13 protein-coding genes are annotated in these 24,298 nt (G+C 36.9%); 3 read left to right on the top strand and 10 right to left on the bottom strand.

The window, feature by feature from the left end; all coding sequences use genetic code 11:
- Nucleotides 1-115: 115 nt before the first annotated feature.
- From acs to nagB, 9 genes are all read right to left on the bottom strand, one after another.
- The gene (gene acs, locus PXD56_RS14505; RefSeq protein ID WP_276494061.1) at nt 116-2,023 is read right to left on the bottom strand and encodes an acetate--CoA ligase; all 1,908 of its coding nucleotides are present in this window, start codon (nt 2,021-2,023) and stop codon (nt 116-118) included.
- A gap of 71 nt (nt 2,024-2,094) precedes the next feature.
- Nucleotides 2,095-3,789 (bottom strand): sodium:solute symporter family protein, encoded by a 1,695-nt coding sequence (locus PXD56_RS14500; RefSeq protein ID WP_276494060.1) that lies wholly within the window; start codon nt 3,787-3,789, stop codon nt 2,095-2,097.
- Nucleotides 3,790-3,822: 33 nt separating this feature from the next.
- Nucleotides 3,823-4,083, bottom strand: a complete 261-nt coding sequence (locus tag PXD56_RS14495) for a DUF4212 domain-containing protein (protein ID WP_276494059.1) — start codon at nt 4,081-4,083, stop codon at nt 3,823-3,825.
- A 130-nt stretch (nt 4,084-4,213) separates the two neighbouring features.
- Nucleotides 4,214-5,290, bottom strand: a complete 1,077-nt coding sequence (locus tag PXD56_RS14490) for an anhydro-N-acetylmuramic acid kinase (protein ID WP_276494058.1) — start codon at nt 5,288-5,290, stop codon at nt 4,214-4,216.
- Nucleotides 5,277-6,131, bottom strand: coding sequence for a CPBP family intramembrane glutamic endopeptidase (locus tag PXD56_RS14485; protein ID WP_276494057.1), 855 nt, complete (start codon nt 6,129-6,131; stop codon nt 5,277-5,279). The genes PXD56_RS14490 and PXD56_RS14485 overlap by 14 nt, the downstream gene beginning before the upstream one ends.
- A 4-nt stretch (nt 6,132-6,135) precedes the next feature.
- On the bottom strand, nt 6,136-7,692 hold the full coding sequence (locus tag PXD56_RS14480) for a glycoside hydrolase family 3 protein (protein WP_276494056.1): 1,557 nt from the start codon (nt 7,690-7,692) through the stop codon (nt 6,136-6,138).
- The gene (locus PXD56_RS14475) at nt 7,685-8,959 is read right to left on the bottom strand and encodes an MFS transporter (protein WP_276494055.1); all 1,275 of its coding nucleotides are present in this window, start codon (nt 8,957-8,959) and stop codon (nt 7,685-7,687) included. Before PXD56_RS14475 ends, PXD56_RS14480 begins: the two co-directional genes overlap by 8 nt.
- 1 nt (nt 8,960) lies before the next feature.
- Nucleotides 8,961-10,478 carry a glycoside hydrolase family 10-like protein gene (locus tag PXD56_RS14470; protein WP_276494054.1) on the bottom strand — a complete coding sequence of 506 codons (1,518 nt, stop codon included), beginning with the start codon at nt 10,476-10,478 and terminating at the stop codon, nt 8,961-8,963.
- 58 nt (nt 10,479-10,536) lie between these two features.
- Complete coding sequence (gene nagB, locus PXD56_RS14465; protein WP_276494053.1) at nt 10,537-12,465, bottom strand: glucosamine-6-phosphate deaminase; 1,929 nt, start codon at nt 12,463-12,465, stop codon at nt 10,537-10,539.
- A 205-nt stretch (nt 12,466-12,670) separates the two neighbouring features.
- Here nagB and PXD56_RS14460 point away from each other — a divergent pair, with 205 nt between their 5' ends.
- Both PXD56_RS14460 and murQ read left to right on the top strand, forming a co-directional pair.
- Nucleotides 12,671-13,420, top strand: coding sequence for a DeoR/GlpR family DNA-binding transcription regulator (locus tag PXD56_RS14460; protein WP_276494052.1), 750 nt, complete (start codon nt 12,671-12,673; stop codon nt 13,418-13,420).
- 4 nt (nt 13,421-13,424) lie between these two features.
- Nucleotides 13,425-14,237: an N-acetylmuramic acid 6-phosphate etherase gene (gene murQ, locus PXD56_RS14455; RefSeq protein WP_276494051.1), complete on the top strand. Its 813-nt coding sequence runs from the start codon at nt 13,425-13,427 to the stop codon at nt 14,235-14,237.
- 89 nt (nt 14,238-14,326) lie between these two features.
- Here murQ and PXD56_RS14450 read toward each other — a convergent pair whose 3' ends face one another.
- Nucleotides 14,327-15,448, bottom strand: coding sequence for a PQQ-dependent sugar dehydrogenase (locus tag PXD56_RS14450; protein ID WP_276494050.1), 1,122 nt, complete (start codon nt 15,446-15,448; stop codon nt 14,327-14,329).
- Nucleotides 15,449-15,574: 126 nt separating this feature from the next.
- Between PXD56_RS14450 and PXD56_RS14445 the strand changes: the two genes are divergently transcribed.
- Complete coding sequence (locus PXD56_RS14445) at nt 15,575-24,139, top strand: T9SS type B sorting domain-containing protein (RefSeq protein ID WP_276494049.1); 8,565 nt, start codon at nt 15,575-15,577, stop codon at nt 24,137-24,139.
- Nucleotides 24,140-24,298 lie beyond the last annotated feature (159 nt).

The following is a 24,298-nucleotide window of genomic DNA, read 5'->3' as shown; positions in this document are numbered from 1 at the left end:
TTTTGCATAGCATTATTTGAGTCTATGTTTCCAATAAAATAAAAATCCATCAAGTTCAATGTTATATAAACTTGATGGATTTCAAATAAAATATTATTGTAGATCGAACTCTTGATTACAAGGAGTTATCCATAATTTCTTGAACAATTTCCGGATTTAATAAGGTGCTTGTGTCCCCTAAATTACTTGTGTCGTTGCTTGCTATTTTACGTAAAATTCTACGCATAATTTTACCGCTACGTGTTTTTGGTAATCCGGATACGAACTGAATCTTATCTAGTTTTGCAATTGGCCCCACATGCTCTGTGATCTGTTGGTTGATTTCTTTTCTTAAGTTATCGCGATCTCTACTTTCACCTGTTTCCTTTAAAATAACGTATCCGTAGAGTGCATTTCCTTTTACATCGTGCGGGAAACCTACTATTGCAGATTCTGCCACAGCTTGGTGCTCGTTAATAGAATCTTCTATTGGTGCGGTTCCTAAATTATGACCGGATACTATAATTACATCATCTACACGACCTGTAATTCTGTAATAGCCTACAGCATCTCTTAAGGCACCATCACCTGTAAAATACATGTTTTCATATGCTGAAAAATAGGTGTCTCGGTAACGGTCGTGGTTACCCCAAATAGTTCTGGCTATAGATGGCCATGGGAATTTTACACATAATCTACCTTCAACCTGATTACCTTTTATTTCTTTCGCATTCTCGTCCATTAATGCTGGTTGAATACCAATAAATGGTAATGTAGCATACGTTGGTGTGGTTGGTGTTACATATGGTATTGGCGTAATCATAATACCACCTGTTTCTGTTTGCCACCAGGTATCTACAATTGGACTATTCTTTTTACCTACGTTATTATTGTACCAATGCCATGCCTCCTCGTTTATAGGCTCGCCTACAGAACCTAAAACTTTAAGGCTGGATAAATCGTGTTTTTCAAGAAAATCTAAATTTTCTTTAGCAAGTGCTCTAATGGCTGTTGGCGCCGTATAAAACTGATTTACTTTGTGTTTTTCGACAACTTCCCAAAAACGACCAAAATCTGGATAAGAGGGAACCCCTTCAAACATTAAAGTTGTGGCGCCATTTGCTAACGGTCCGTAAACAATATAAGAGTGTCCGGTTATCCACCCGATGTCCGCAGTACACCAATATACATCATGTTCTTTGTATTGAAATACGTTTTTAAAGGTGTAAGCAGTGTATACCATATAGCCTGCCGTGGTATGTACCATTCCTTTGGGTGTACCCGTAGATCCTGATGTATATAAAATAAATAACGGGTCTTCGGCATCCATAACCTCGGCAACACAATCTGCATATGCTTCATCTAACAATGGTTGTAGCCATTTGTCCCTATTTTCTAGCATATCAATTTTAGAACCGGTACGTTTTACGACTAAAACATTAGCTACACCTGGGCAACCTTCCAAAGCTTTATCCACGATACCTTTTAGGTCGATGGATTTATTTCCTCTAAAAGAACCATCTGATGTTAATACGACCTTACAATCAGAGTCGTTAATACGCGTTGCTAATGCATGTGAAGAAAAACCTGCGAATACAACGGAATGTATGGCTCCTATACGTGCACATGCTAAAAGTGCTACAGATAACTCAGGGATCATTGGTAAATAAATACATACACGATCACCTTTTTTAACTCCGTGGTCCAATAACACATTCGCCATACGACAAACACGTTCATGCAATTGCCTGTACGTTATGTGTAGTGCTTCTTCGTCTGGATTGTTAGGTTCAAAAATTATAGCTGTTTTGTTACCTCTTGTTGGTAAATGGCGGTCTAAACAGTTTTCTGTAATGTTTAGTTTTGCACCTTCAAACCATTTTATTTCTGGTTTTTTAAAATCCCAAGCTAACACATTATCCCATCGCTTACGCCAAACAAAATGCTCCTCTGCAATTTCTTCCCAGAAAGCTTCGGGATTACGAACCGATTTTCGATAGACTTGATAATATTCCTCCAGATGTTTAATGTGATAATTACTCATGGTATGCGTTAATTTAATATGCAAAGGGTGTTGATGTCCTTTGGTTGTTGTTGAATATTGATTTGTTACTGTTAATGTCCCGTAGCTTCACCTGCACCACTGGGTATTCTTATGTTTTCTACAATTTCTTGAACATCTGTAGGTGGTTCTGGTGTAAATTGAAGAACAATGATTGCTACAATAAAGTTAGCAATCATAGCAATACTACCAAAGCCTTCAGGTGAAATACCAAACCACCAATCTTCAGGGGTTCCGCCACCGAACCAGCCAAATTTAAATTTGGTCATGTAGAATAACATTAGAACTATACCGACTACCATGCCGCTAATAGCCCCTTCTTTGTTCATTTTTTTATAAAAGATACCTAGCACAATGGCAGGGAAGAAGGAGGCTGCTGCCAAACCGAAGGCTAATGCTACTACCGCAGCTACAAAGCCTGGCGGATTTATACCAAAATAACCTGCGATAACTACAGCAACTGTTGCTGCACCTCTGGCGACCCATAATTCTGCTTTGTCAGAAATATTCGGTTTAAATACTTTCTTCACTAGGTCATGAGAAACCGATGCTGAAATTACTAGCAACAACCCCGCTGCCGTTGAAAGCGCTGCTGCCAATCCGCCAGCTGCTACCAAAGCAATTACCCAAGCTGGTAAATCTGCAATTTCAGGATTTGCCAATACCATAATATCATTATCTATGGTCAATTCATTTTTAGATATATCTGCTACATATTGAATTTTACCATCATCGTTCTTATCCTCAAAAGAAAGTAATCCGGTTTCTTCCCAGTTTTTAAACCAAACCGGCATATTGGAATATTCTTCGTTGCTAACTGTGTTAATTAGATTTGTCTTTGCAAATACAGATACCGCTGGTGCCGTGGTATAAAGAATAGCGATTAGCAACAATGCCAACCCTGCAGATTTACGGGCATCTTTTACTTTCTTGACCGTAAAGAAACGAACAATAACATGTGGTAATCCTGCGGTACCTACCATTAACGCTAAAGTAATGGCAAAAATATCGGTTACAGATTTAGAGCCATTGGTGTACTCGTTGAAACCTAGTTCTGTTGATAGTCCATCTAATTTATCCAATAAAAAAGTACCGGATCCATCATTAAGAGTTGCACCCATACCTAGTTGTGGAATAGGGTTTCCTGTCATTTGGATGGATATGAATATTGCGGGAACCATAAAGGCAAAAATTAATACGCAATACTGAGCAACCTGAGTATAGGTAATGCCTTTCATTCCGCCTAAAACGGCATAAAACAAAACTATTATCATACCAATAATAACACCGGTATTAATATCTACTTGCAGGAATCTTGAAAAAACAACACCAACACCTCGCATTTGACCTGCTACATATGTGAAAGAAACAATTAGTGCACAAATTACCGCAACAATACGTGCTGTTTTTGAATAGTATCTATCGCCTATAAAATCAGGTACCGTGAATTTGCCAAATTTTCTCAAATATGGAGCTAACAATAAAGCCAGTAATACATAGCCGCCTGTCCAACCCATTAAGTATACAGAGCCATCATAGCCGGCGAAGGAGATAATCCCTGCCATTGAAATAAATGATGCTGCAGACATCCAATCCGCTGCTGTTGCCATACCATTTGCAAGTGGTGAAACGCCGCCGCCAGCAACATAAAAGTCTTTTGTAGATCCGGCTCTAGACCAGATTGCGATACCTATGTATAGTGCAAATGTGAGTCCGACTAAAATATACGTCCAAGTTTGAACAGTCATAAATTTGGTTTTTGGTGGTTGAAGGTTTTGGTGTTATTCGTCATATCCGTATTTCTTATCTAATTTGTTCATGAGCCTTACATAGACAAAAATCAAAATAACAAATACATAAATAGAACCTTGTTGCGCAAACCAAAAGCCTAGTTTAAAACCTCCAATTTTAATAGTGTCCAAAGATTCTTTGAAGAGTATTCCCGCGCCAAACGAAACAAGAAACCAAATTGCTAGTAAAATGAATAAGTACCTAACATTTTCTTTCCAGTAGGCTGATGCTTTCTTTTGTTTTTCTGACATTTTCGATACGATTTTAATGGCGTGAATACCCTTGTTTTTCAACAAGAGTGAATCAAATAAAAAATACTAAAGCAGAGGGGTACCTCTGGAATTTTAAATCTCGATTATCGAGTAAATTAGGTAAAAAACTTTAATTGGGTATGAACAATACTCCACTTGAAGAGTCTTTTTTTGCCCCGGTAACAGAAGAGAGTACATTTGTTAATTGCTCTACTCTTAATACACCCATTAATGCGAATACCAAAGCTTCTTTAAATTCAATAATTATTTTTTCTGGTACAACCACTTTTGTGGTAAAACCTAGTTTTTGTTGTAGCATCTCAATTAAAAAGGAGTTCAATGCGCCACCACCTGTAACCAATACTTGTTGTTCTTTTTTTATAAAATTTAATTGAATCTGTTGCGCAACTTTATCGCATATATGGTGAATACTGGTGTGTAATAAATTCTCAATAGTATCATCTGTATTTTCCACAATAGGTACCACTTCGTCTAAAAACCATTCATAACCAATAGATTTTGGGTGTGGCAATAAGTAGTATTTAAGACTATTTAATCGCTCTAACATTTCTTGGTTTATGCTTCCGGTTCTGGCGAGATTGCCATCTTCATCATATTCTAAATCTACCTTTCTGGTAATGTAATTTAGAATCATATTTGCTAAGCCTATATCATAAGCTATTCTTTTATCCTTAACATCAAAAGAGATGTTACTAATACCGCCTAAATTCAAACAGAATTCATAGTCATTAAAAAACATGCGGTCACCTATAGGTACTAGAGGAGCGCCCTGACCACCAAGCGCCAAGTCATTTGTTCTAAAATCAGCTATGACTTTAATTCCGGTTGTGTTTGCTATATGTTGCCCAGAACCTACTTGAAAAGTAAGTCCCATTTCTGGTCTGTGATGTGTGGTATGCCCGTGACTGGCTATATAATCGACCTCTAAATTATTTTGATTAATAAATAAAGAGGTTTGTTCACCAAGCCAAGTGCCGTAGGTGTTATGTAATTCAATAAGTTTTTCTCCGGATAAACTAATGGCATTCTTAAGCGTATTCAGCATTTCTGTTGAATAGTTCACACTTTTGGTTTCTTTGATATCAAAATGCCAAATGTGATCTTTCTCCCAAATGTGACAATAGGCTAAATCTAGACCATCTAATGATGTGCCTGACATAAGACCGATAATATTATATGTTTTCATTAGTAAGATGTTGCGTTTTCTTTTTTACTTGATAATAATAAATGATAACGGCCAATAACGTTGCTTCTGTGAGCAAAGAAAAAATTGAACCTTCAAAGCCAAATTGACCTCCGTTGATTTTGTTATTTTCTGGAATTGTAAATTCAATTATACTATAAATGTCTTGCCCACTAACATTGAACCCGAACAACGATTGAAACAAGTTCCAACTAAAATGAAATGCTATTGGGTACCATAAATTTTTTGTATACATATAAGAAGCACCCAACGCTAAACCGGCTAAGAAAAGCCCAAGTAAACTAAATAAACTTATATTAGGATTGGCGCCATGTACTAAGGCGAAAAGTGCAGAAGTAATTATTAATGCAACATATTTGTTAAATGAGAGCATTAGGTTCTTTTGAATATACCCTCTAAACAGCACTTCTTCTAAAATTGCTACTAATATAAATAATAGTATAGTGTAAACCAGTTCTAAAAAATCAAATTTAATTGCAGTAAAGATAATTTCTTCAGATACAATTAAACCTAAATAGGCTACGCCCATAATGACAATTCCAAGTAGGGTTCCTATTATAATATCTTTTTTTCTGTCTTTTATTTGAAGTCCAACTTCGATAAAATTCTGCGTATCCATATATTTCATGAAAAGCCAAACTAAAAAAAGAGTGCCTAAAAATGAGAAAAATGTCATTATCAATTGTTGAAGAGAGGTTTCTTGGAAATCTCTATCACCAAATGGAATACCGGCAACTAAGGAACCCGCAACTTGAAATATACTAAGTATTAGAATGTACGGAATTATAAGAGCGAATATTCTACTCCATCCATTATGATTCATATTTTTATTTTAATGTTACTGGCAATTTCCCTACTGCTTCAAGATTGCCTAAAAAATGTTCAGTTGCCACATCTTGAAACTCTTTGAAATTTTGATAGGCTATTACTGTCGCTGTTGTTCTTTCTGTATTGAAAAACTTTAACGCATACGGATTTCCAAAGTGATACATTACAACATTTTTAGTAGCGATTAGTTCGTTGATGAAATCTATTTCCTCATCAAAAAAGCCGAATTTGTTAGTCGGTTTTATTTGTGGGGGAGTTAAAAGCAAAAGAATCTCTGTTTCGTTTTTAACTTCCTTTTTCATCGCTACAATGTTTTCTAAAATGTCTTTTTTAGTTTGGTCTGTCCCAAATCTTTTAATAGTTAATGTGCAGAAAATTGTTCCCCTAAAATGTGCAATTTCAGTGGCAGAACCGTGATGTAAAGTGATTGATTTTTCGGCTATTTTTCTATTTAGAGTAGAAGGGGCGGTTAATTCTATTTCCAAACCTTCTTCAGTAATTGCTTTTTCCTTTAATTGCCAAATACGCTCTATACTTTTATTGATTTGTTCTTTTGATGCATTTTTTAATATGAATTGTATTCCTTCTTCAATATGCTCCGCAAAACATAATACGTCGTTACCGGCATCAAAAGCAAGCCATTCTAGTTCGCCTTTAGTCGGATAATTTTTAGAAACGGCATGCATATTTAAAGCGTCGGAAATTACAACTCCGTCAAAACCCATTTCATTTCTTAGCACTCCGGTTATAATATCTTTATTGATACTTGAGGGTAGTTCAGGAGTAGTAGTTAAAGCAGGAACGGATAAATGACCTACCATAACTGAATCTACACCTTGGTCAATTAATTTTTGAAATGGATAGAGCTCATTTTCCATTAGGTCAGTTTTAGACTTATCAATTACTGGTAAACCTAAATGAGAATCTGTTGCCGTATCACCGTGACCTGGAAAATGTTTAATGCTTGTAAGTAAGTTTTCTATCTGTGTGCCTTTAACAAAAGCAGTTGCCATGGCAACAACATTATCCTTGTCATCACCAAAAGAACGATAGCCAATAACAGGGTTATTAGGATTCACGTTTACATCTACCACGGGAGAAAGGTTCCAGTGTATACCGGCTGCTTTGCAATCTTTAGCTATCTGCTTGCCCACTTCAAAGACTAAATCTTTGTTTTCTGAATTTGCCCCTAAAGTTATAGCGTACGGGTATTGTGGAGTGTTTTCTATTCGCATAGCCAAGCCCCATTCTGCATCAATAGAAATTAATAGGGGATAGGTAGCTGCTTTTTGATATCTCTTGATGAGGTTTTTTAAAGTGTTGAAACTATTTTCATTGATAACTATTTTCTTCTTGCCTTCAAAATTGGTAGCAGCACTGGCTCTGGAGTGAAAAAAGCAGAGTCCGCCAACGTGGTGCTCAGATATTACTTTTTCTAATTGCTGAATATCTTCCTCAGTATCATTTATAAATGCAGCAGGCATAAATAGTTGTCCAACTTTCTCCGTTAGGGAAAGCTTTTCTATTGCTTCAATTGTAGGTATAAATTTATTCATTGGGGACTGTTGTTTTTTTGCCGAAATCTGCCGGGTAAGAAATGAATTTTAATAAGAATAGCGCTGGTAAGGCAGCAATGACTACCCAAACAAAAAAGCCATCATACCCCAGCCATTGTTGAATATAACCGCTTACCATACCGGGTAACATCATGCCCAATGCCATAAAGCCTGTAGCAATGGCATAATGTGATGTTTTAGACTTACCATCTGCAATATAAATGAGGTACATTAAAAAGGCGGCGAAGCCGAATCCATAGCCAAATTTTTCAAAAATTACGGTTGCCGTTACTGCGTAAATATTAGTAGTATTTGTGATTGCCAATACAGCATATAAAATGTTGGGTAGATTCAAAGAAAGTACCATTGGTAGCATCCATTTTTTTAATCCGTCTCGAGAAATAAGTATACCTCCTAATATTCCTCCTATGGAAAGAAAAATAACTCCCGCAGTACCAAAAATGGTTCCTAATTGTTCTGTTGAATATCCGAGACCGCCTTTGTCGGGAGAGTCCAGTAAAAACGGCGATGTCATTTTTACCAATTGTGATTCTCCTAAACGGTAGCTTAGAATAAAGGCTAGAGCAATACCGATACCTGGTTTTTGGAAGAAGGAGGCAAATACCTCTAAGAAACCTGCAGGTTTTTCTTTTTCTTCGGTGTTTTCTATTTCATATTTTGGAGTAACAAAGAAGTTGGCAACGGTCATAATCAACATTAAAAAAGCTGCTGCAGACATGGTTATACTCCAAGCTTTGGTATTGTCACCATATTTATTTTCTAAAAAACCGGCAAGTACCACTATTAATCCTTCGCCCGTAACCATGGCAAGTCGGTAAAAAGTACTTCGCATTCCCACGAAAAAAGATTGTTTTTTTTCGGTCAGCCCTAGCATATAATACCCATCTGAAGCAATGTCATTTGTAGCCGAGGCAAAAGCAGCTATCCAAAAACAGGCTAATGATGAAATGAAAAACATATTGGTTGGTAGGGTGAGCCCAACGCCTAGTAGCGCAATGGCGATTAAAAGCTGCATGCTTAAAAACCATTTACGCTTAGTACTTTTTAAATCTACAAACGGACTCCATAAGGGTTTTAATACCCATGGCAAATATAAAATACTGGTGTAAAGCCCAATATCTTCATTACTAACACCTAGTTTTTTATACATGATTACAGATACCGTAACCACCAATACGTAAGGTAAACCTTGTGTGAAATATAACACAGGTACCCATGCCCAAGCTCCTTTGTCTTTTTGTACCATATTATTTATTCACTTGTTTTAAATTGAAAATTATAGGTGTGGTTTCTTTACCATAGACGTCTAAAAAGGTAATGGCGTTATATTTTTTTCTCAATTGCTCTAGAGGAATACGTACGGTTTTTGAGTGGTTGTCCACATAAATTTTGTGACGTAATTTCTTAATGTCATAAGTTTTTTTTACTCGAATACCAGAAGTGTAAAACAATGCAAACCGTATCTCGTTTAAATCATTAAACTCAAGAATAAGCTCAGAATCTGTCTTGGAAGTGGCTAATAACTTTGGGGTTCTCGTAGTATGATTTTTTGATAATGTAGAAACAGGATTCAATGCCGGTTTTTTGTAATACTTTTTGTGCATATATTCAACCACATCGTCATTGTCTTTCATTAGCGACTTTGCACTAAACATTATGTTGCCTTGAATTTCAGGAGTTTCACGGGCAAGTTCAATCTGATTTGGAATTTCCTCAATATCATCCCATGCTTTGTCGCTGTTGTTTCTAATCTTGTATGGACCATTGCCCACATAAAGGTTGGTGTTGTAATTGTTTTTTGACCACCAGTCTACAATTTTTCTATGCGAGGCTACCGGTAATTCCATGCTCCAATAGACTTGGGGAGCTAGATAATCTATCCATCCTTTTTGCATCCAAAGTAATGGGTCTGCATATAAATCTTCATAAGTGGTTTGCCCTGCTTTGGTGTCAGAGCCTTTTGGATCTGTAGAATTGTTTTTCCAAACTCCAAACGGACTAATACCAAACTGAACCCATGGTTTAATTGATTTAATAGTTTCGTGAGATTGTTTTACGAGTGAATCAATATTGCTACGTCGCCAATCATCAATGGTCTGCCCTTGCTCAGCATAGGTTTCAAATGCTAGGGAATCATTAAAAACAGCATCTTGGATAGTGTACGGATAGAAATAATCATCAAAGTGAATGGCATCTACATCATAGGAAGAAACCAGTTCTTCAATGATTTTGGAAAAGTGATTACGAACTTCAGGTAATCCTGGGTTATAATAGTTCTTTTTCCCATAATGAACTATCCATTCTGGGTGAGTACAGTAGTCATGCGTTTCTGATAGAACTTCAAAATTCTCATCAAAAGTTGCTCTGTATGGGTTTAACCATGCATGGAATTCCATACCTCTTACATGAGCTTCGTTTATCATCCAATCAAGAACATCTGTATTCCATTTTGGAGGTGTACCTTCTTTGCCTGTTAGAAACCTAGAATATGGTGCATAGTCAGATTGATAAAAGGCATCACCTGCAGCTCTTACCTGAACTATTACAGCATTGTAATTCTCCTTTTCGTAAAAATCTAAAATTTTAAGGTAGTCGGCTTTTTGCTTATCTGCAGTGTCATTGCCATTTTTGGGCCAATCAATATTGACCACGGTAGCAATCCAAACCCCTCTAAATTCTCTCTTTGGATATTTCTCATATGATTTGAAAATTCCGCAAGAATTAAGAAGTAATAATAGTACGAGTAGCGTTAGTTGTTTAGTCATAAATATAAAAAAGACCCATTTTAAAACTAAAATAGGCCTTTTAATTCAAATTTAGTTGTTAGTTAAATTTATGTCTTACAAAGGCTTCCATTGCTGCATATGATGATAAGCCCATTGCTTTATATTTATTAGCGGTATCTCTGTTTCTTTCTTCTGCACGCATCCAGAATTCTCTAGAATCATCACCTTGGAACATTACGCCGTCCTTCTGAGATTGGTGACAGAAAATAGCATATCTTTTTTTCAATACTTGCCCCGGACTCATAGGTACTGCCATTTCAATTTCATTAATATCCCATTCATGCCAAGCCCCTCTGTATAGCCATAACCAGCAGTCTTTCATAAATGATTCTGATTTCAATTCTTCGCATGCTGCAAAGACAGCATCTAAACAAACTTTGTGGGTGCCATGTGGATCAGCTAAGTCGCCAGCAGCATATATTTGATGAGGTTTTATCTGTTTGATAATATCTATAACGATGTTAATGTCTTCATCAGATAAGTTCTTTTTCTTGATCGTTCCTGTTTCATAAAATGGTAAATCTAAAAAGTGAACGTTTTCATCTTGCAGCCCCATATATCTAGTAGCAGCATAAGATTCTCCTCTTCTAATTTTTCCTTTTAGATTTCTAACTTCTGGAGCATCTATGCGAGTTTCATTCTTTTCAGAAATTGATTTTATAATATTCTTTGCCTCATCTGACGGATTAATCTGCATAGCTATTTCTGCATATTTTCTAGCATCGGTGTCTGATACCGCAATGTTACCTGAAGTTTGGTAAACGATATGCACATCATGACCTTGTTCTACCAATCTATCAAAAGTTCCGCCCATGGAAATAACGTCATCATCGGGGTGTGGACTAAAAATAATAACTCGTTTTTTAGCAGGTGTTGCTCTTTCAGGTCTATGGGTGTCATCTGCATTTGGTTTGCCACCTGGCCATCCTGTAATGGTATGTTGTAGCTTATTGAACATTTCAATATTCAGATCATAAGAATCAGCTAAGGCCAATAGATCGGCCATACCGTTATCGTTGTAATCTTTATCGGTTAGGCTCAATATTGTTTTACCCGTGTTTTCACAGAGCCAAACCATGGCTTTCGCTTTTAGTTCCTCCGTCCATTCACAGGCATCTACCAGCCAAGGCGTTTTGTTTTTTGTTAATTGGCTTCCTGCACCGGTATCTAAAACAAAAGTACAATTGTCATGTTCTTGTAAATAGGTTGCTGGAACATGAGATGAGATATCGCCCTCAATGGTCTTTTTTATAATTCCTGCTTTGTTTTCACCCCATCCTAATAAAACAATTCTTTTTGCTTTTCTTACCGTAGCAATGCCCATGGTAATTGCCTTTCTAGGAACATTAGCTATGCCTAAAAAAGCAGGTGCGGCATCTACACGTGTAATGTGATCTAGCGTGATAACTCGTGTTCCCGAATTAAAATGTGAGCCAGGTTCGTTAAAGCCAACATGGCCTGTTCTACCAATTCCTAACAATTGAAAATCTAAACCGCCATATTCTTTTATTTTGCGATCATAACTTAGGCAATACGCAATTGTCTCTTTACTACTAACCGTACCATCTGGAATGTGGATATTTTCCTCTGGAATATCTACATGGTTAAAAAGATGCTCGTGCATGAAGTAAAAATAACTCTGTATGTTATTTGGCTCCATTGGTAGATATTCGTCTAAGTTAAAGGTGACTACATTTTTAAAACTTAATCCTTCTTCTTTATGCATTCTAACCAATTCTTCATATACTCTAATAGGGGAAGACCCGGTAGCTAAGCCTAAAACACAATTTCTTTTTTGCCCTTGTCTCTTTTTTATCAATGCAGCAATTTCATGAGCAACTACTATTGAAGCTTCATTGGAATCTTCGAAAATTACATTATGTATTTTTTCAAATCTTGTTTCTTCAAACTGACCAATGGGTTTGTGGCTGATGTCAAATTTGGATTTTTTTGCGGTATTTTTCATGAGCTAGTGGTAGGGTTTTGAATTTTTGAATCCATGCAAATATATGCGTTATTTTGAATATTTGCTGTTTTATGCCATAAATTATGCTGTATTTTGCTGTTAATTAATCTTTAAATTCTATTTACATTATATTAACGTCATAAAACAGCATGCGTTAAAAATCCCTATCTTTGTATGATTCATAAGTAAAAAAGAGGTTTTTTAAATGCTAAAAGAAGAACGGCAGCAGACTATATTAAGTGAGGTAGATTTGCATAATAGAATTCTTATAACGGATATAGCCGAGGCTTTAGATGTTTCTATTGATACTATAAGAAGAGATGTTAAGGAGCTAGACGCTGAAAAAAAACTGCGTAAGGTACATGGTGGCGCAATCTCTATGGGGTTTATGACCAATAGTGCCAGAAACACCAATATTTATAAGTTAGCCGATAAGGCTGCCATTGCTGCTAAAGCTGTTGGTATGTTGAGAGATGGTGCAGTTATTTTTTTAGACGGTGGTACTACCTGTATGGAACTTGCCAGGATTATACCTGAGAATTTAAACCTTACTTGCTTTACCATTAGTCTGCCAGTTGCTATGGAGCTTTCTCATAAAGCAAATATCAACGTAATTTCAATTGGGGGACAAATTTCTAAAGAAGCACAGATCGCTATTGGCGCAAATGCCATTCATCATATTTCTGAAATACGATTTGATTATAGTTTTATAGGTACAGGGTATGTTGATGCAACATATGGTCTAACGGAGTTTGATTGGGATATTGTTCAGATAAAAAAAGCGGTAATAAAGGCATCAAAGAAAACTGTGTTATTATCTATTTCTGAAAAACTAAATTCTCAACATCGTTATAAGACATGCGATATTAACTCTATCAATACAATGATTACCGAGTTAAAGCCCGATGATAACTTACTAAAGGCTTTTAAAAATCACGATATTAAAATTTTATAATTATATGGATTACAAAAAAATTACTGAGACTCCGTCTAATCATGACAATTTAGAGTTGATGGATACCACTACTATTCTTCAAAAAATGAATGAGGAGGATAAGAAAATAGCTGATGCCGTAGAAAAAACAATTCCACAGGTTACTAAACTAGTAGATGCTTTGACTGAAAGATTTAATAAAGGCGGGAGACTTTTTTACATTGGTGCCGGTACTAGTGGTAGATTAGGAATTCTAGATGCTTCTGAAATTCCGCCAACTTTTGGTATGCCACATGAACGTGTTGTGGGTTTAATTGCTGGTGGAGATACTGCGATAAGAAAAGCCGTAGAAAATGCTGAAGATGCTACTAAGCAAGCATGGTTAGATTTAAAAAAACATGATATTAATGCTAATGATGTTGTTGTAGGTATTGCGGCATCGGGTAGTACACCATATGTAATTGGTGGTTTGGAAGATGCTAAACAAAATGGAATTTTAACTGCAGCGATTACGAACAATCCAGGTGCGCCCATTGCTAGAATTGCGGATATTCCTATAGAAATCAATGTTGGCCCAGAATTTCTAACCGGTAGTACTAGAATGAAAAGTGGTACTTCGCAAAAACTGGTTCTTAATATGATATCAACTGCTTTAATGATAAAAATAGGTAGGGTTAAGGGTAATAAAATGGTGAATATGCAATTGAGCAACGACAAGTTGGTTGATCGTGGTACACGTTATATCATGGAGGGGCTCGACATAGAATATGCAGCAGCTGAGGCTTTATTAAAAAAGCATGGCTCTGTAAAGTTGGCTATTGATGCCGGTAGGGGATAAGTAGCTTTTCTAATAGATTGTATACCTTAAAAAGGTCTGTAACCAAATTCTCTGGTTACAGACCTTTTTTTATACTATTATGTTGGTGTCTAATTTTTCGGTATTAGTTTATAGATACCCTTACCTTCAACGGCTACATAAATATACCCATCAGGTCCTTGTTTTACGGCACGTACTCTACCTAAACCAGGCATTAGTTTTTCACGCAAAATTACTTTTTCTCCATCCAGGACCAATCGTTCTAAATATTGAAAAGCTAGGGACCCAACTAATAGGCTTCCTTTCCAATTTTTATATTTATCGGTTGTTACGAACTCCATGCCGCTAGGTGCAATAGACGGTACCCAATAATGTATGGGTTGTTCCATTCCTTTCATTTCAGTTTTATCTGTAATAGGTGTACCGCCATAATTGATTCCGTAGGTCACTAATGGCCATCCATAGTTAGCGCCTTTTTTAATACTATTTATTTCATCACCACCTCTTGGACCATGTTCGTTATCCCAAATTTCTCCGGTAACCGGGTGCTTTGTCAATCCTTGTGGATTTCGGTGTCCATAGCTGTAAATAGCAGACTTTGCACCCTTGACATCAATAAATGGGTTATCTGTAGGAATGCGCCCATCATCATGTAAACGGTAAATTTTACCACCGTCTCTTTTAATGTCTTGCGGATTAATATCTCTATCTCCTCGTTCACCAATTGAAAAGAATAGATATTCGTCATTATCAAAAGCAATTCTAGATCCAAAATGTTGCCCTTTGGTAGTATTGGGCGTTGCTTTATAAAGTACTTGTTTTTCGGTCAAAGAATTATTCTTCAATTTTGCTCTCATAATTGCTGTATGTCCTCCCTTTTCATCCCCTTCCGTTGATGCGTAAGTGAGGTAAATCCATCCATTTTTTGAATACTCTGGATGAAGGGCTACATCCAATAACCCACCTTGACCTCTATTATATACCTTAGGAATATTACCGATTAGAGTTTTTTTTCCGTTTGCAAAATGAATCAATTTCCCTTCTTTTTCGGTGATTAAAATACTTTTGTCAGGAAGGAAGGTGAAGCCCCATGGAATCTGTACCTCATCGACGAACAGCTCAGCTGTAAAAACAGACTTTTTTGGGGTAGTTACCTTGTTGTCAGTATTTTGTGCGCAAGAAAAATTTAGCGTTACAACGAATAAAAGGTTGACTATAATACTATTTTTCATATACAGGCGTTAGAAATATATTAGAGAACACATGATTATTTAAAAGTTAAAATATAAGCAAAAAATTACACCAAAGAACTAATTAGATCCCAAATCGACTTTGTTCTTAAAAACGAAACTTAACCTATGCTTCCAAAACAACAGCGGTATGCGCTGTATGTACTATTTCTGATTGTTCTTTCAGTAATTGGTACTACGGCTTTAGCCAACTCTAAAGTAACTACTTTATACGAAAAGGTGGCTCATGTAATCGAAAAGGCTGTTTCGGTTTCTACCAACAACCAAACAACATTAGAAAATAAAATTACATCCAAGTCTAGCTTAGCGGCTCCGGCAATGTTTACTACTGTTATAGTAGGAGCAGATGATACGGAAACTTGTAATGACAACGGATTTACGATTGCACGGTTTAATCTATGTGGTGATTATGATGATCGTTTAATTAGTTTGTCTGGCGGCCCGTATAGTTCGGTTTCATGGGAGGTACTAGGTGGTTCTTGTTCTTCAGATGTAAATACCGAATGTCCAAATACAACAAGTTCTTGTTATTCTTCAGTTGGTTCTGGTCAAACATTTAATATAGACGCTAGCTCTGTACCTTCAACTTCAGGTGCAGAATATAAAGTTGTTGTAGATGGACAACCATACTACTTTAAAGTAAAGAAAAGTACCATAACACAAACATATCAAAAACAAGATTATATCTGTGGTGTAGATGGTAGAATTCAAATTACCAATCTTTCTAGTGCTTATGAGTTTAGTATTGACGGAGGTTCTTCTTGGCAAGGTGCTATTTTTTCTAACTTAACTCCTGGTACATATAATATTTTAGCAAGATTAAAAAATACGGCAAATACTTGTGAGTATCCTTATGAACCTATAGTAATAGAAGAAAAGGAGATTGAAATTACTACTACTTTTACAGATGCTTTATGTAGTGGAGATACGGGTACTATTACGGTAACCGCTTCTAATGTTCCCGGACCTTATAAATATACATTATTGAATTCTAGTGGGGTTGCCCAAGAATTTACTGCATTTATTTCAACAAACCCTTATACTTTTTCAGCAGTAGGTTTTGGTACTTATACGGTACAAGTTGAAACCCAACAGTGCACTGGTGATCCTTTAAACGGTATAGATCCGCCAAGACAAAGTTTAGATATCAACGGAAATCCCATGACAATTGGTGCAGGTGCATCAGCTTTAGATGCTTCTACGGAGGTAAATAGTAGTTTTGGTTGTTCTAATATTTCTAGTGTAGATATTACTTTAAATACATCAGGTGGTTCTGCTCCCTATACCTTTACGGTAAATGGTGGACCGGTACAACCTTCATTTGGAGATGCCGCTACAGATTCTGGTTCAACAACGTATACGGTGAACACCGCAGGAACGTATGATTTTGTAATTACAGATAGTAACGGTTGTATTATTAATGCTTCTTCAGATGTAGAAGATTTATTACCACCGGATGTAAGTGTTGCCGGTATTGATGGTACTTGTAGTAACGGAGGTGCAAAATTAGAGTTTACTATAAATAATGGTAGAGGTTATAATATCTCATTTAGAGAAAGTGCTTCTGAACCATGGGTAAGTACACCACAAATTTCAGTAGCTGCAGGTACGTATGCTGATATTGAAGTAAGGTATCAACAAGGTGCGTTTGAGTGTACATTAGATTTGCCATCTGTAACGGTTGATACTGTAGGTTCATTAACGGGTAGTGCCACAAAAGTTTCTGATGTAACATGTTCTGGAGCAGGAAATGTAGGTGGACAAATTGATTTTGTTGGTCCTTTTTCCGGTGGTTCAGGTAGTGGATATGTATTTAGTATTGATGGAGTTAACTTCTCTACAATAACTTCTTATACGGATTTAGCTGCGGGTACTTATACTCCTATTATTCGTGATGCAGGTGGATGTAGATTAGAATTGACAGCAATTGAAATTTTAGATGTTGATCCACCTACAGACTTAGATTTTGCACAGAGCAATACTAGTTGTGCTGCGGGTACTACAGATGTTCAGTTGACACCAACAAGCAACGCTGCAATCAATAGATATGAAATTATTAGTCCGGCTTATGTTGATAACGGTACTAATGATACATTTACTGGGTTAATGACTTCTCAGGCATATATTTTTCAGATTACTGATGTTAATGGATGTTCTTACACAGAAGGTTTTAGACCTGTAGAAATCAGTTCTATTAGAGTTCAAGTTAAATCAGGTGGAGACTTAAGAGTGTGTAACGGTGCTACCGATGGTAGTGGAACTTTTATAGTTGACGGTTTCGCAAACAATTATACTTTTGATATTAATGGTGGTGCAACTAGTGCTCCACAAAGTGATCGTGAAGTAGACTTGCCATTATCTGGAGCAGATACTTATACAATTACGGTAACTGATGCTGATACAGGTTGTACAGATACTATTTCTTTTGATATAAATGAAGCGCCGGTTTTAGATTTATCTACTAGTACGGTAACAGCTATGAGCTGTGCCAATGGAAATTTAGGAGCGGTAAGAGCGGAAGCAATTGGAGGTTGGGGTACATATAGATACACTTTAATCCAGCCTGTAGGACCACAAATAGGACCAAAATCAGGAAGGACTTTTAGTAACCTTTCTGCAGCGGGAACATACACATTAACTGTTGAAGATGCTGAAGGTTGTACAGATACATTCACATTTGATTTAAATCCTATTGATGCACCAAGTATAGCATTAGATGGTCCGTCTTCAGATTTTTGTTTTGTTGCAGGTACTGGAGCAACTGTAGCGGTTACTTCTACAGCGGGTACAGCAGCAATTGGAACACATCAATATAGAATTAATGGAGGGGCACTTCAACCAACTCCAACTTTTGCCGGACTTTCTCCTGGTAATTATACGATTGAGGTTGTTGATGGTAATGACTGTTCAGATAGTCTTTCGGTAACAATTGCCCCACAACTGAGAGTAAATACAAGTATTGTAGCTGAAATACCTTGTGGTGGAGCTGATGGTAGAATTGAAGTAAGTGTTAATGGAGGTTACACTTCTGGTGCTGGGGCTAAACAGTATGAAGTTAGTTCTGATGGTGGTGCTACTTTTGGTGCGGCAATTCCACTTACAACCAATACTTTTGATTATAATACTAATGTACCTGGAGATTATGTTTTCAGAATTACGGATAATAATACGACAAGTAGTGGTTGTGTAGCACAGTCCGTTGCTATCACCTTAAATCCTCCTCAAAATATTGCTGCTGCATCTTATGTTGCTAGACCGGTTAGTTGTAGTTCAACAAATAACGGTTCTGTAACTATTATACCAGATGCTACTAGCGGAGTACCACCATACGAAGTTAATTTCAACGGAACGGGATGGGCTTCAGAAACGGTATATTCCAACTTAACGGTAGGTACATACTCATACTTGGTTAGAGATGCCAGAGGTTGTGAAACCCCGGCCGATACTTTTGATATTGTATTGGATAACACCCCACCACCTGCAACTACGGTCTCTGAAGTTCAAGCGGTTTGTGGCGGTAGCGGACCAGTTAGTGGTGGTGTCAGTATTGATGCTGTAACTGACGGTACGGCAAATTATACATTCATAGTTGAAGATAATACAGGGGTAGAGATTACGAGAATGGAAGATGTTGATCCTACTGCATTACCTGTACAAATTTTAGATCCACTTCTAGTAACAGGAGATTATACGGTAATAACAATTGATGCAAATGGTTGTACGGATATTGATACTGTTTCTATTACTTCTAACGAAGTAGTAATTACGCCAATACCACCACCAGCACCGGCAGATTGTGATGATACTGCTTTTACGTATGCAGTTACCGTAAGTGGAGGTTCTGGGACCTATCAAATAAGATTAATAGATCAACCAGGTTTTTATAACTTGAATGATACGCCAACGGTTAACGATCATACTTTTAGTAATACTTCAGATGGTATTCAGTACGGAGTAGCTTATACTGTTGTTGTTTTAGATGTTGTTACAAACTGTACGTATGAGCAGGAAATTCCTCCTGTAGATGCGCCTTCAACATTAGATGTTACAGCAACTTCAACGCCGGGGGCATGTGATGTAAACAGAAATGGAGAAATAGCTTATGAAATAATAGGGTATACAATTGGTGATAATTTAAGAATAGAATTAATAGATAATTCAGACGGCTCAAGTATTATACTTGAAAATTCTGTAACAACGACAGCATTACCTTATACAGGTACATATGCAGAATTACCGGGTAGCTATCAGATATTGGTTGAAAACTTAACCGATACTTGTACAGATGCCTCAGGCGTAATCATAGAACAAAATTTACCTGATATTGATATTTTGCAGGAAGTTCCTGCAAACTGTAATGCATTTGGTCAGGTAACCGTTCAGGGTAGAGGTGGTTCAGGTGGACCATACGAATTTGCCTTTATGGATACAGGTGTGCCTCCTTCTGGTTGGACGACGGATACAACGTTCTCGGCAGCTGATGGTACTTATGATGTTTATGTAAGAGACGCAAGTGGTTGTACTTCTTTTGATATAGCTACTATTATTTCATTAGATCCAGATTTACCAATTCCAACATTTGCAGTAGTAAATCAATGTGATCCTACGTCAACTGCTTTTGATATTACGGTGAGAGTACCTAGTTCTGTTAACACTCCAAGATTCACTTTGGGTGGTGATGAGCAATTACCAACTGTAGTCGGTTCATTTTGGGAATATACTTATGTTGTTAGTAGCCCTGGTGATTATGTAGTAGATGTAGTAGATGCCAATGGTTGTACTAGTGAAGGTATTGCTACGGTTTACGATTTCTTATCGGCTACTGGTAGATTTTCAACAGATAGTACTTGTAATGACGCAGATGGGGAAATTACAATTTCAACTACTGGAGGTAGTGGTGATTTTGAATTTGAGTTAACAGGTGTTGATTATAATTCAAATGCCGTTGGACCCTTAACACAAAATAATAATCCAGTTTTTACAGGGCTTGCTCCTGGTACTTATGAGGTTTTAATAACTGACAATATAGTTAACGATGGTGCTGGTTTCTGTGAAACTACGGTTACAAACATTGTTCTAAATCAAGCTGCACAACCAGTAATTGTTTCAGAAGAAGCAATTGATATTAGTTGTAGAGATGAAAATGATGGGTCTATAGAGGTAGTAGTTGGTCCGGCAAATGCGTTGGTGCCATTTACATCCCAAGACACTCCTATAACTTATATCTTAAATGATGTTAGTTCGGGAACTACAGAGGTGACAAGAAATAATACTGGTGCTTTTTCAGATTTACCAGCAGGTGATTATCAAGTTCAGGTGGTAACGGCACGTAATTGTGAGGTGCTATCTGCTGTACATTCAATTACAAATCCTGATGCATTTAGCATTACGGCAAGTGCTGCAGATTTTGCTTGTGAGCCAGGTGCAAATAGATATAGTTCTACAATCATCAACGTAAATGTAGTAGATGCAGGTACTGTTGGTTCAGGATATCAATATAGTATCACTGGTTTTGAAAATTATCAACCTGGTAATACATTTGAAATTATTGATGACGGTAGCGCACAAAATATCACTGTTTATGCTATTGATGGAAATGGTTGTCAGACTACATTTGACGTTCCTACTATCAATCCACCTACAGATGTTGTTCCAACTATTGTTGAAGTAGATATTTTAAATTGTAGAGATGATGAGCGTGTACGTATAGAAGTAGCGGGTACAACTGATTTTACGGTGAATACGGTTTCGGTTACTGCGGTTGCTCCAGTAACGAATACAGCAGGTAACAACTATGTTGATGTGTTCTTGCCGGATGTAGGTGATTACTTGTTCGAGATTGTTGATAATACCGTAGGTTGTACCTATCCAATGCCTGTGCATACGGTAAATACTCCTATTGCTCCTACAGTATTAATTAGCGAGGCTAAACCGGTTAGCTGTGCGGTACCTGGTAATGATGGTGCTTTGTTCATTACGGTTAGCGATTATGTAGGTGTATTTGATTACATCGTTTATGAGGCTACCGATGATGCTAGAACAACACCTTTGGCTTCAGGAACTTTTGATACCAATAATTTCCCTGATATCAATGGTGACGAAGCTAGAATAGATAATCTAATAGGTGGTAACTTAATTGTTGATATAATTTCTATAGATACACCGTTCTGTTCAGGTACCAGTAATGTTACCAATATCAGAACTCCTAATGGTGAACTTCAAGTTACTGCAGAATCTATAGGTAATGTTAGTTGTACTAATAATACCGGTGAAATTATAGCTACCGGTACTGGTGGTTGGGATACTACTGCATATGAGTACAGATTGTTAATGAGCACTGATGGTGGTTCTAGTTATACTACTGAAGTAGCTACATTCTCTAACGATAATGAGTTTACAGGTTTGTCTTTCGGTTTTTATGAAGTAGAAATCAGGGATGTGGAAGGTTGTACAAATACTGTTGAAATAGAATTGGAAGAAGTTCCTCAAATTATTGCAGGTATAAGAGAGCCACAAACTTTAGATTGTCCTAATGGTAACAATGCAGTATTAGAAGCTTATGATACTACTTCGGGTGATGCTATTACTGCTACGCCTGGTGCAAGCGGAGGTTTTCCTGGTGCTGGTTACAATTACACTTTATTATATTTAAGTGGTGATGATAACACAGCTGTTGTGTCTGAAAGTGGATTGCAAAATACACCAACTTTCATTGGTGACAGTGGTGGTTATATTAGTGCTGGTTGGTATGCAATAGAAGTATCTTCTAGTTTTGGGTGTTCATTTGTAACTGATGCTTACTATGTTGATCCCCCACCACCAATTCAACCATTATTGGTACAAACAAGAGTACCTGGTTGTGGTGGAGATGGTGAAATGAGAATGACTGTTGAGAATCCTGATCCTTTATTTACTTATGAATATTTAAGAGTTGAAAATGGAGTGACCATTGGTACTTATCAGCCTATGACGAGTAATTCTGTAACTATTACAGGAGTTCAGGGTATTACATATCAGTTTGATGTAAGAAAAGTAAATGGTGCGGGTGCTTGTCCTGCAATTCGATCAAATGGTATTACCATGACCGATGCTACAGGTATTACTTTACTTCCAAATTTGCCGGATGATATTTCTTGTGCATCTGAATTAGATGGTAGAATAGAGTCATTTGTTAACGGTGGTGTAGGTGCAGATTTATTTTACCTGTATGAAGGTGATCCTGTAGATGCTTTTAATCCTGCTGCAACAGCAACGGTAATTAGAGGTCCTCAAGATAACGGAACATTTGAAGGTCTTCCTGAAGGTACAGAATATTATATAGCGGTAACTAGTGGAGCTACTTGTATGGATATTGCTGGTCCTTTTGAAATAATTAGACCTGATCCTATTATCTTCGATGCAGTTCCAACAAATGTTACTTGTAACGGTGAAGAAGATGGTACCATAACAGTATCTGTAAGTGCTGGTGGCGAAGGCTTAATTCAATTTGCAATTGCACCAAACTTCAATGAATTCTTTAGTGATGCCGATAATCCGGGTACGTATACTTTTGATGAACTTGCGGCTGGTACTTATGAGATTTTGATTAAAGATGACAATGGCTGTTTTGAAAAAGATTTTATTACGGTAGAGGAGCCAGACCAATTACAAGTAATCAATATTGAGACAACAGATGAATTATGTATTGGCGCCAATGATGGTACCGTAGTTTTTGATATTGTTGGTGGTACTCCTTTTGATGATGTTTTAGTTAATCCTACTCCTTATTTTGAGTATAAAATTGAAATGATTGATCCGGTAGACGAAACGGGAACGGCAGTTTTTGCTCCTTATAACGGAGAAATTATAGAGGATTTACAGGGTGGAGCGTCGTATATTATATATATACAAGATGCCAACTTGTGTACAGCATCAGAGTTGTTCACTATTGATATTGGGGTAGATTTAACTGCAGAACCACAAGTACAATACGGTTGTGAGGGTATTTTCCCGAATAGTACAACAACTATTCAGTTAGATAATACCAATTTGCTATCTGAGTTAATGTTTGCATTAGATCCTATTGATCCTACCGATGCGATAACCGCAAATGCAAATGATGAGTATGTATGGGGAGATTTACCGGCAGGTGATCATACGGTTTATATTTATCACGAAAACGGATGTACTAATTTTGTGGAGTTCAGTATTGATGCATACGAGCCTTTAAGCTTAGTAGTTGATAAAACAGGACCAAATGAAGTTCAAGCTTTTGCAGAAGGTGGTTATGGAGACTATGAATTTTTCTTTAACGGACAATCTTACGGTGCCGAAACTACATTTACAACCAATGAAAGCGGAATGGTAAATGTTCGTGTAAGAGATGCAAGAGGTTGTGAGCTAGAATTGAGTGTACCGTTCGAATTTACAGGTATGCTAGAATTCCCTAATTTCTTTACTCCTGATGGAGATAACCTTAATGATATTTGGTCACCAAAGAATAGAGATCTTTTTGATGGTGTTGAGGTTAGAATATATGACCGTTATGGTAGAGTAGTGGCTGTATTAGATGAAGTTAGCGGTTGGGACGGTACCTATGAAGGTAAAGAAGTGCCAACAGGAGATTACTGGTACGTGGTAAATGCTAATAGCAATGAGCTGAAGTATGTAGGTCACTTTACTTTATACAGATAAATAAAACAGAAAAATATATTTGAAAAAGAGGATGCATTTTGCATCCTCTTTTTTTGTTTAAAAATGTAACGATTAAGTTTTTGAAATCTTTACCGTCTAACTTTCTGAACGCGAATTAACCTAAAACTACAATTACTTTTAAGGAACTTGTTTTTAGGG

The organism is Maribacter zhoushanensis, assembly GCF_029350975.1.
Classification (GTDB): domain Bacteria; phylum Bacteroidota; class Bacteroidia; order Flavobacteriales; family Flavobacteriaceae; genus Maribacter; species Maribacter zhoushanensis.
The sequence above is the reverse complement of the archived record's forward strand: the minus strand, read 5'-3'. Positions and strand labels throughout refer to the sequence as shown.

Coding starts and splice junctions, on each gene's coding strand:
- acs (WP_276494061.1), bottom strand. CDS start 2,023: ATGAGTAATTATCACATTAAACATCTGGAGGAATATTATCAAGTCTAT.
- PXD56_RS14500 (WP_276494060.1), bottom strand. CDS start 3,789: ATGACTGTTCAAACTTGGACGTATATTTTAGTCGGACTCACATTTGCA.
- PXD56_RS14495 (WP_276494059.1), bottom strand. CDS start 4,083: ATGTCAGAAAAACAAAAGAAAGCATCAGCCTACTGGAAAGAAAATGTT.
- PXD56_RS14490 (WP_276494058.1), bottom strand. CDS start 5,290: ATGAAAACATATAATATTATCGGTCTTATGTCAGGCACATCATTAGAT.
- PXD56_RS14485 (WP_276494057.1), bottom strand. CDS start 6,131: ATGAATCATAATGGATGGAGTAGAATATTCGCTCTTATAATTCCGTAC.
- PXD56_RS14480 (WP_276494056.1), bottom strand. CDS start 7,692: ATGAATAAATTTATACCTACAATTGAAGCAATAGAAAAGCTTTCCCTA.
- PXD56_RS14475 (WP_276494055.1), bottom strand. CDS start 8,959: ATGGTACAAAAAGACAAAGGAGCTTGGGCATGGGTACCTGTGTTATAT.
- PXD56_RS14470 (WP_276494054.1), bottom strand. CDS start 10,478: ATGACTAAACAACTAACGCTACTCGTACTATTATTACTTCTTAATTCT.
- nagB (WP_276494053.1), bottom strand. CDS start 12,465: ATGAAAAATACCGCAAAAAAATCCAAATTTGACATCAGCCACAAACCC.
- PXD56_RS14460 (WP_276494052.1), top strand. CDS start 12,671: ATGCTAAAAGAAGAACGGCAGCAGACTATATTAAGTGAGGTAGATTTG.
- murQ (WP_276494051.1), top strand. CDS start 13,425: ATGGATTACAAAAAAATTACTGAGACTCCGTCTAATCATGACAATTTA.
- PXD56_RS14450 (WP_276494050.1), bottom strand. CDS start 15,448: ATGAAAAATAGTATTATAGTCAACCTTTTATTCGTTGTAACGCTAAAT.
- PXD56_RS14445 (WP_276494049.1), top strand. CDS start 15,575: ATGCTTCCAAAACAACAGCGGTATGCGCTGTATGTACTATTTCTGATT.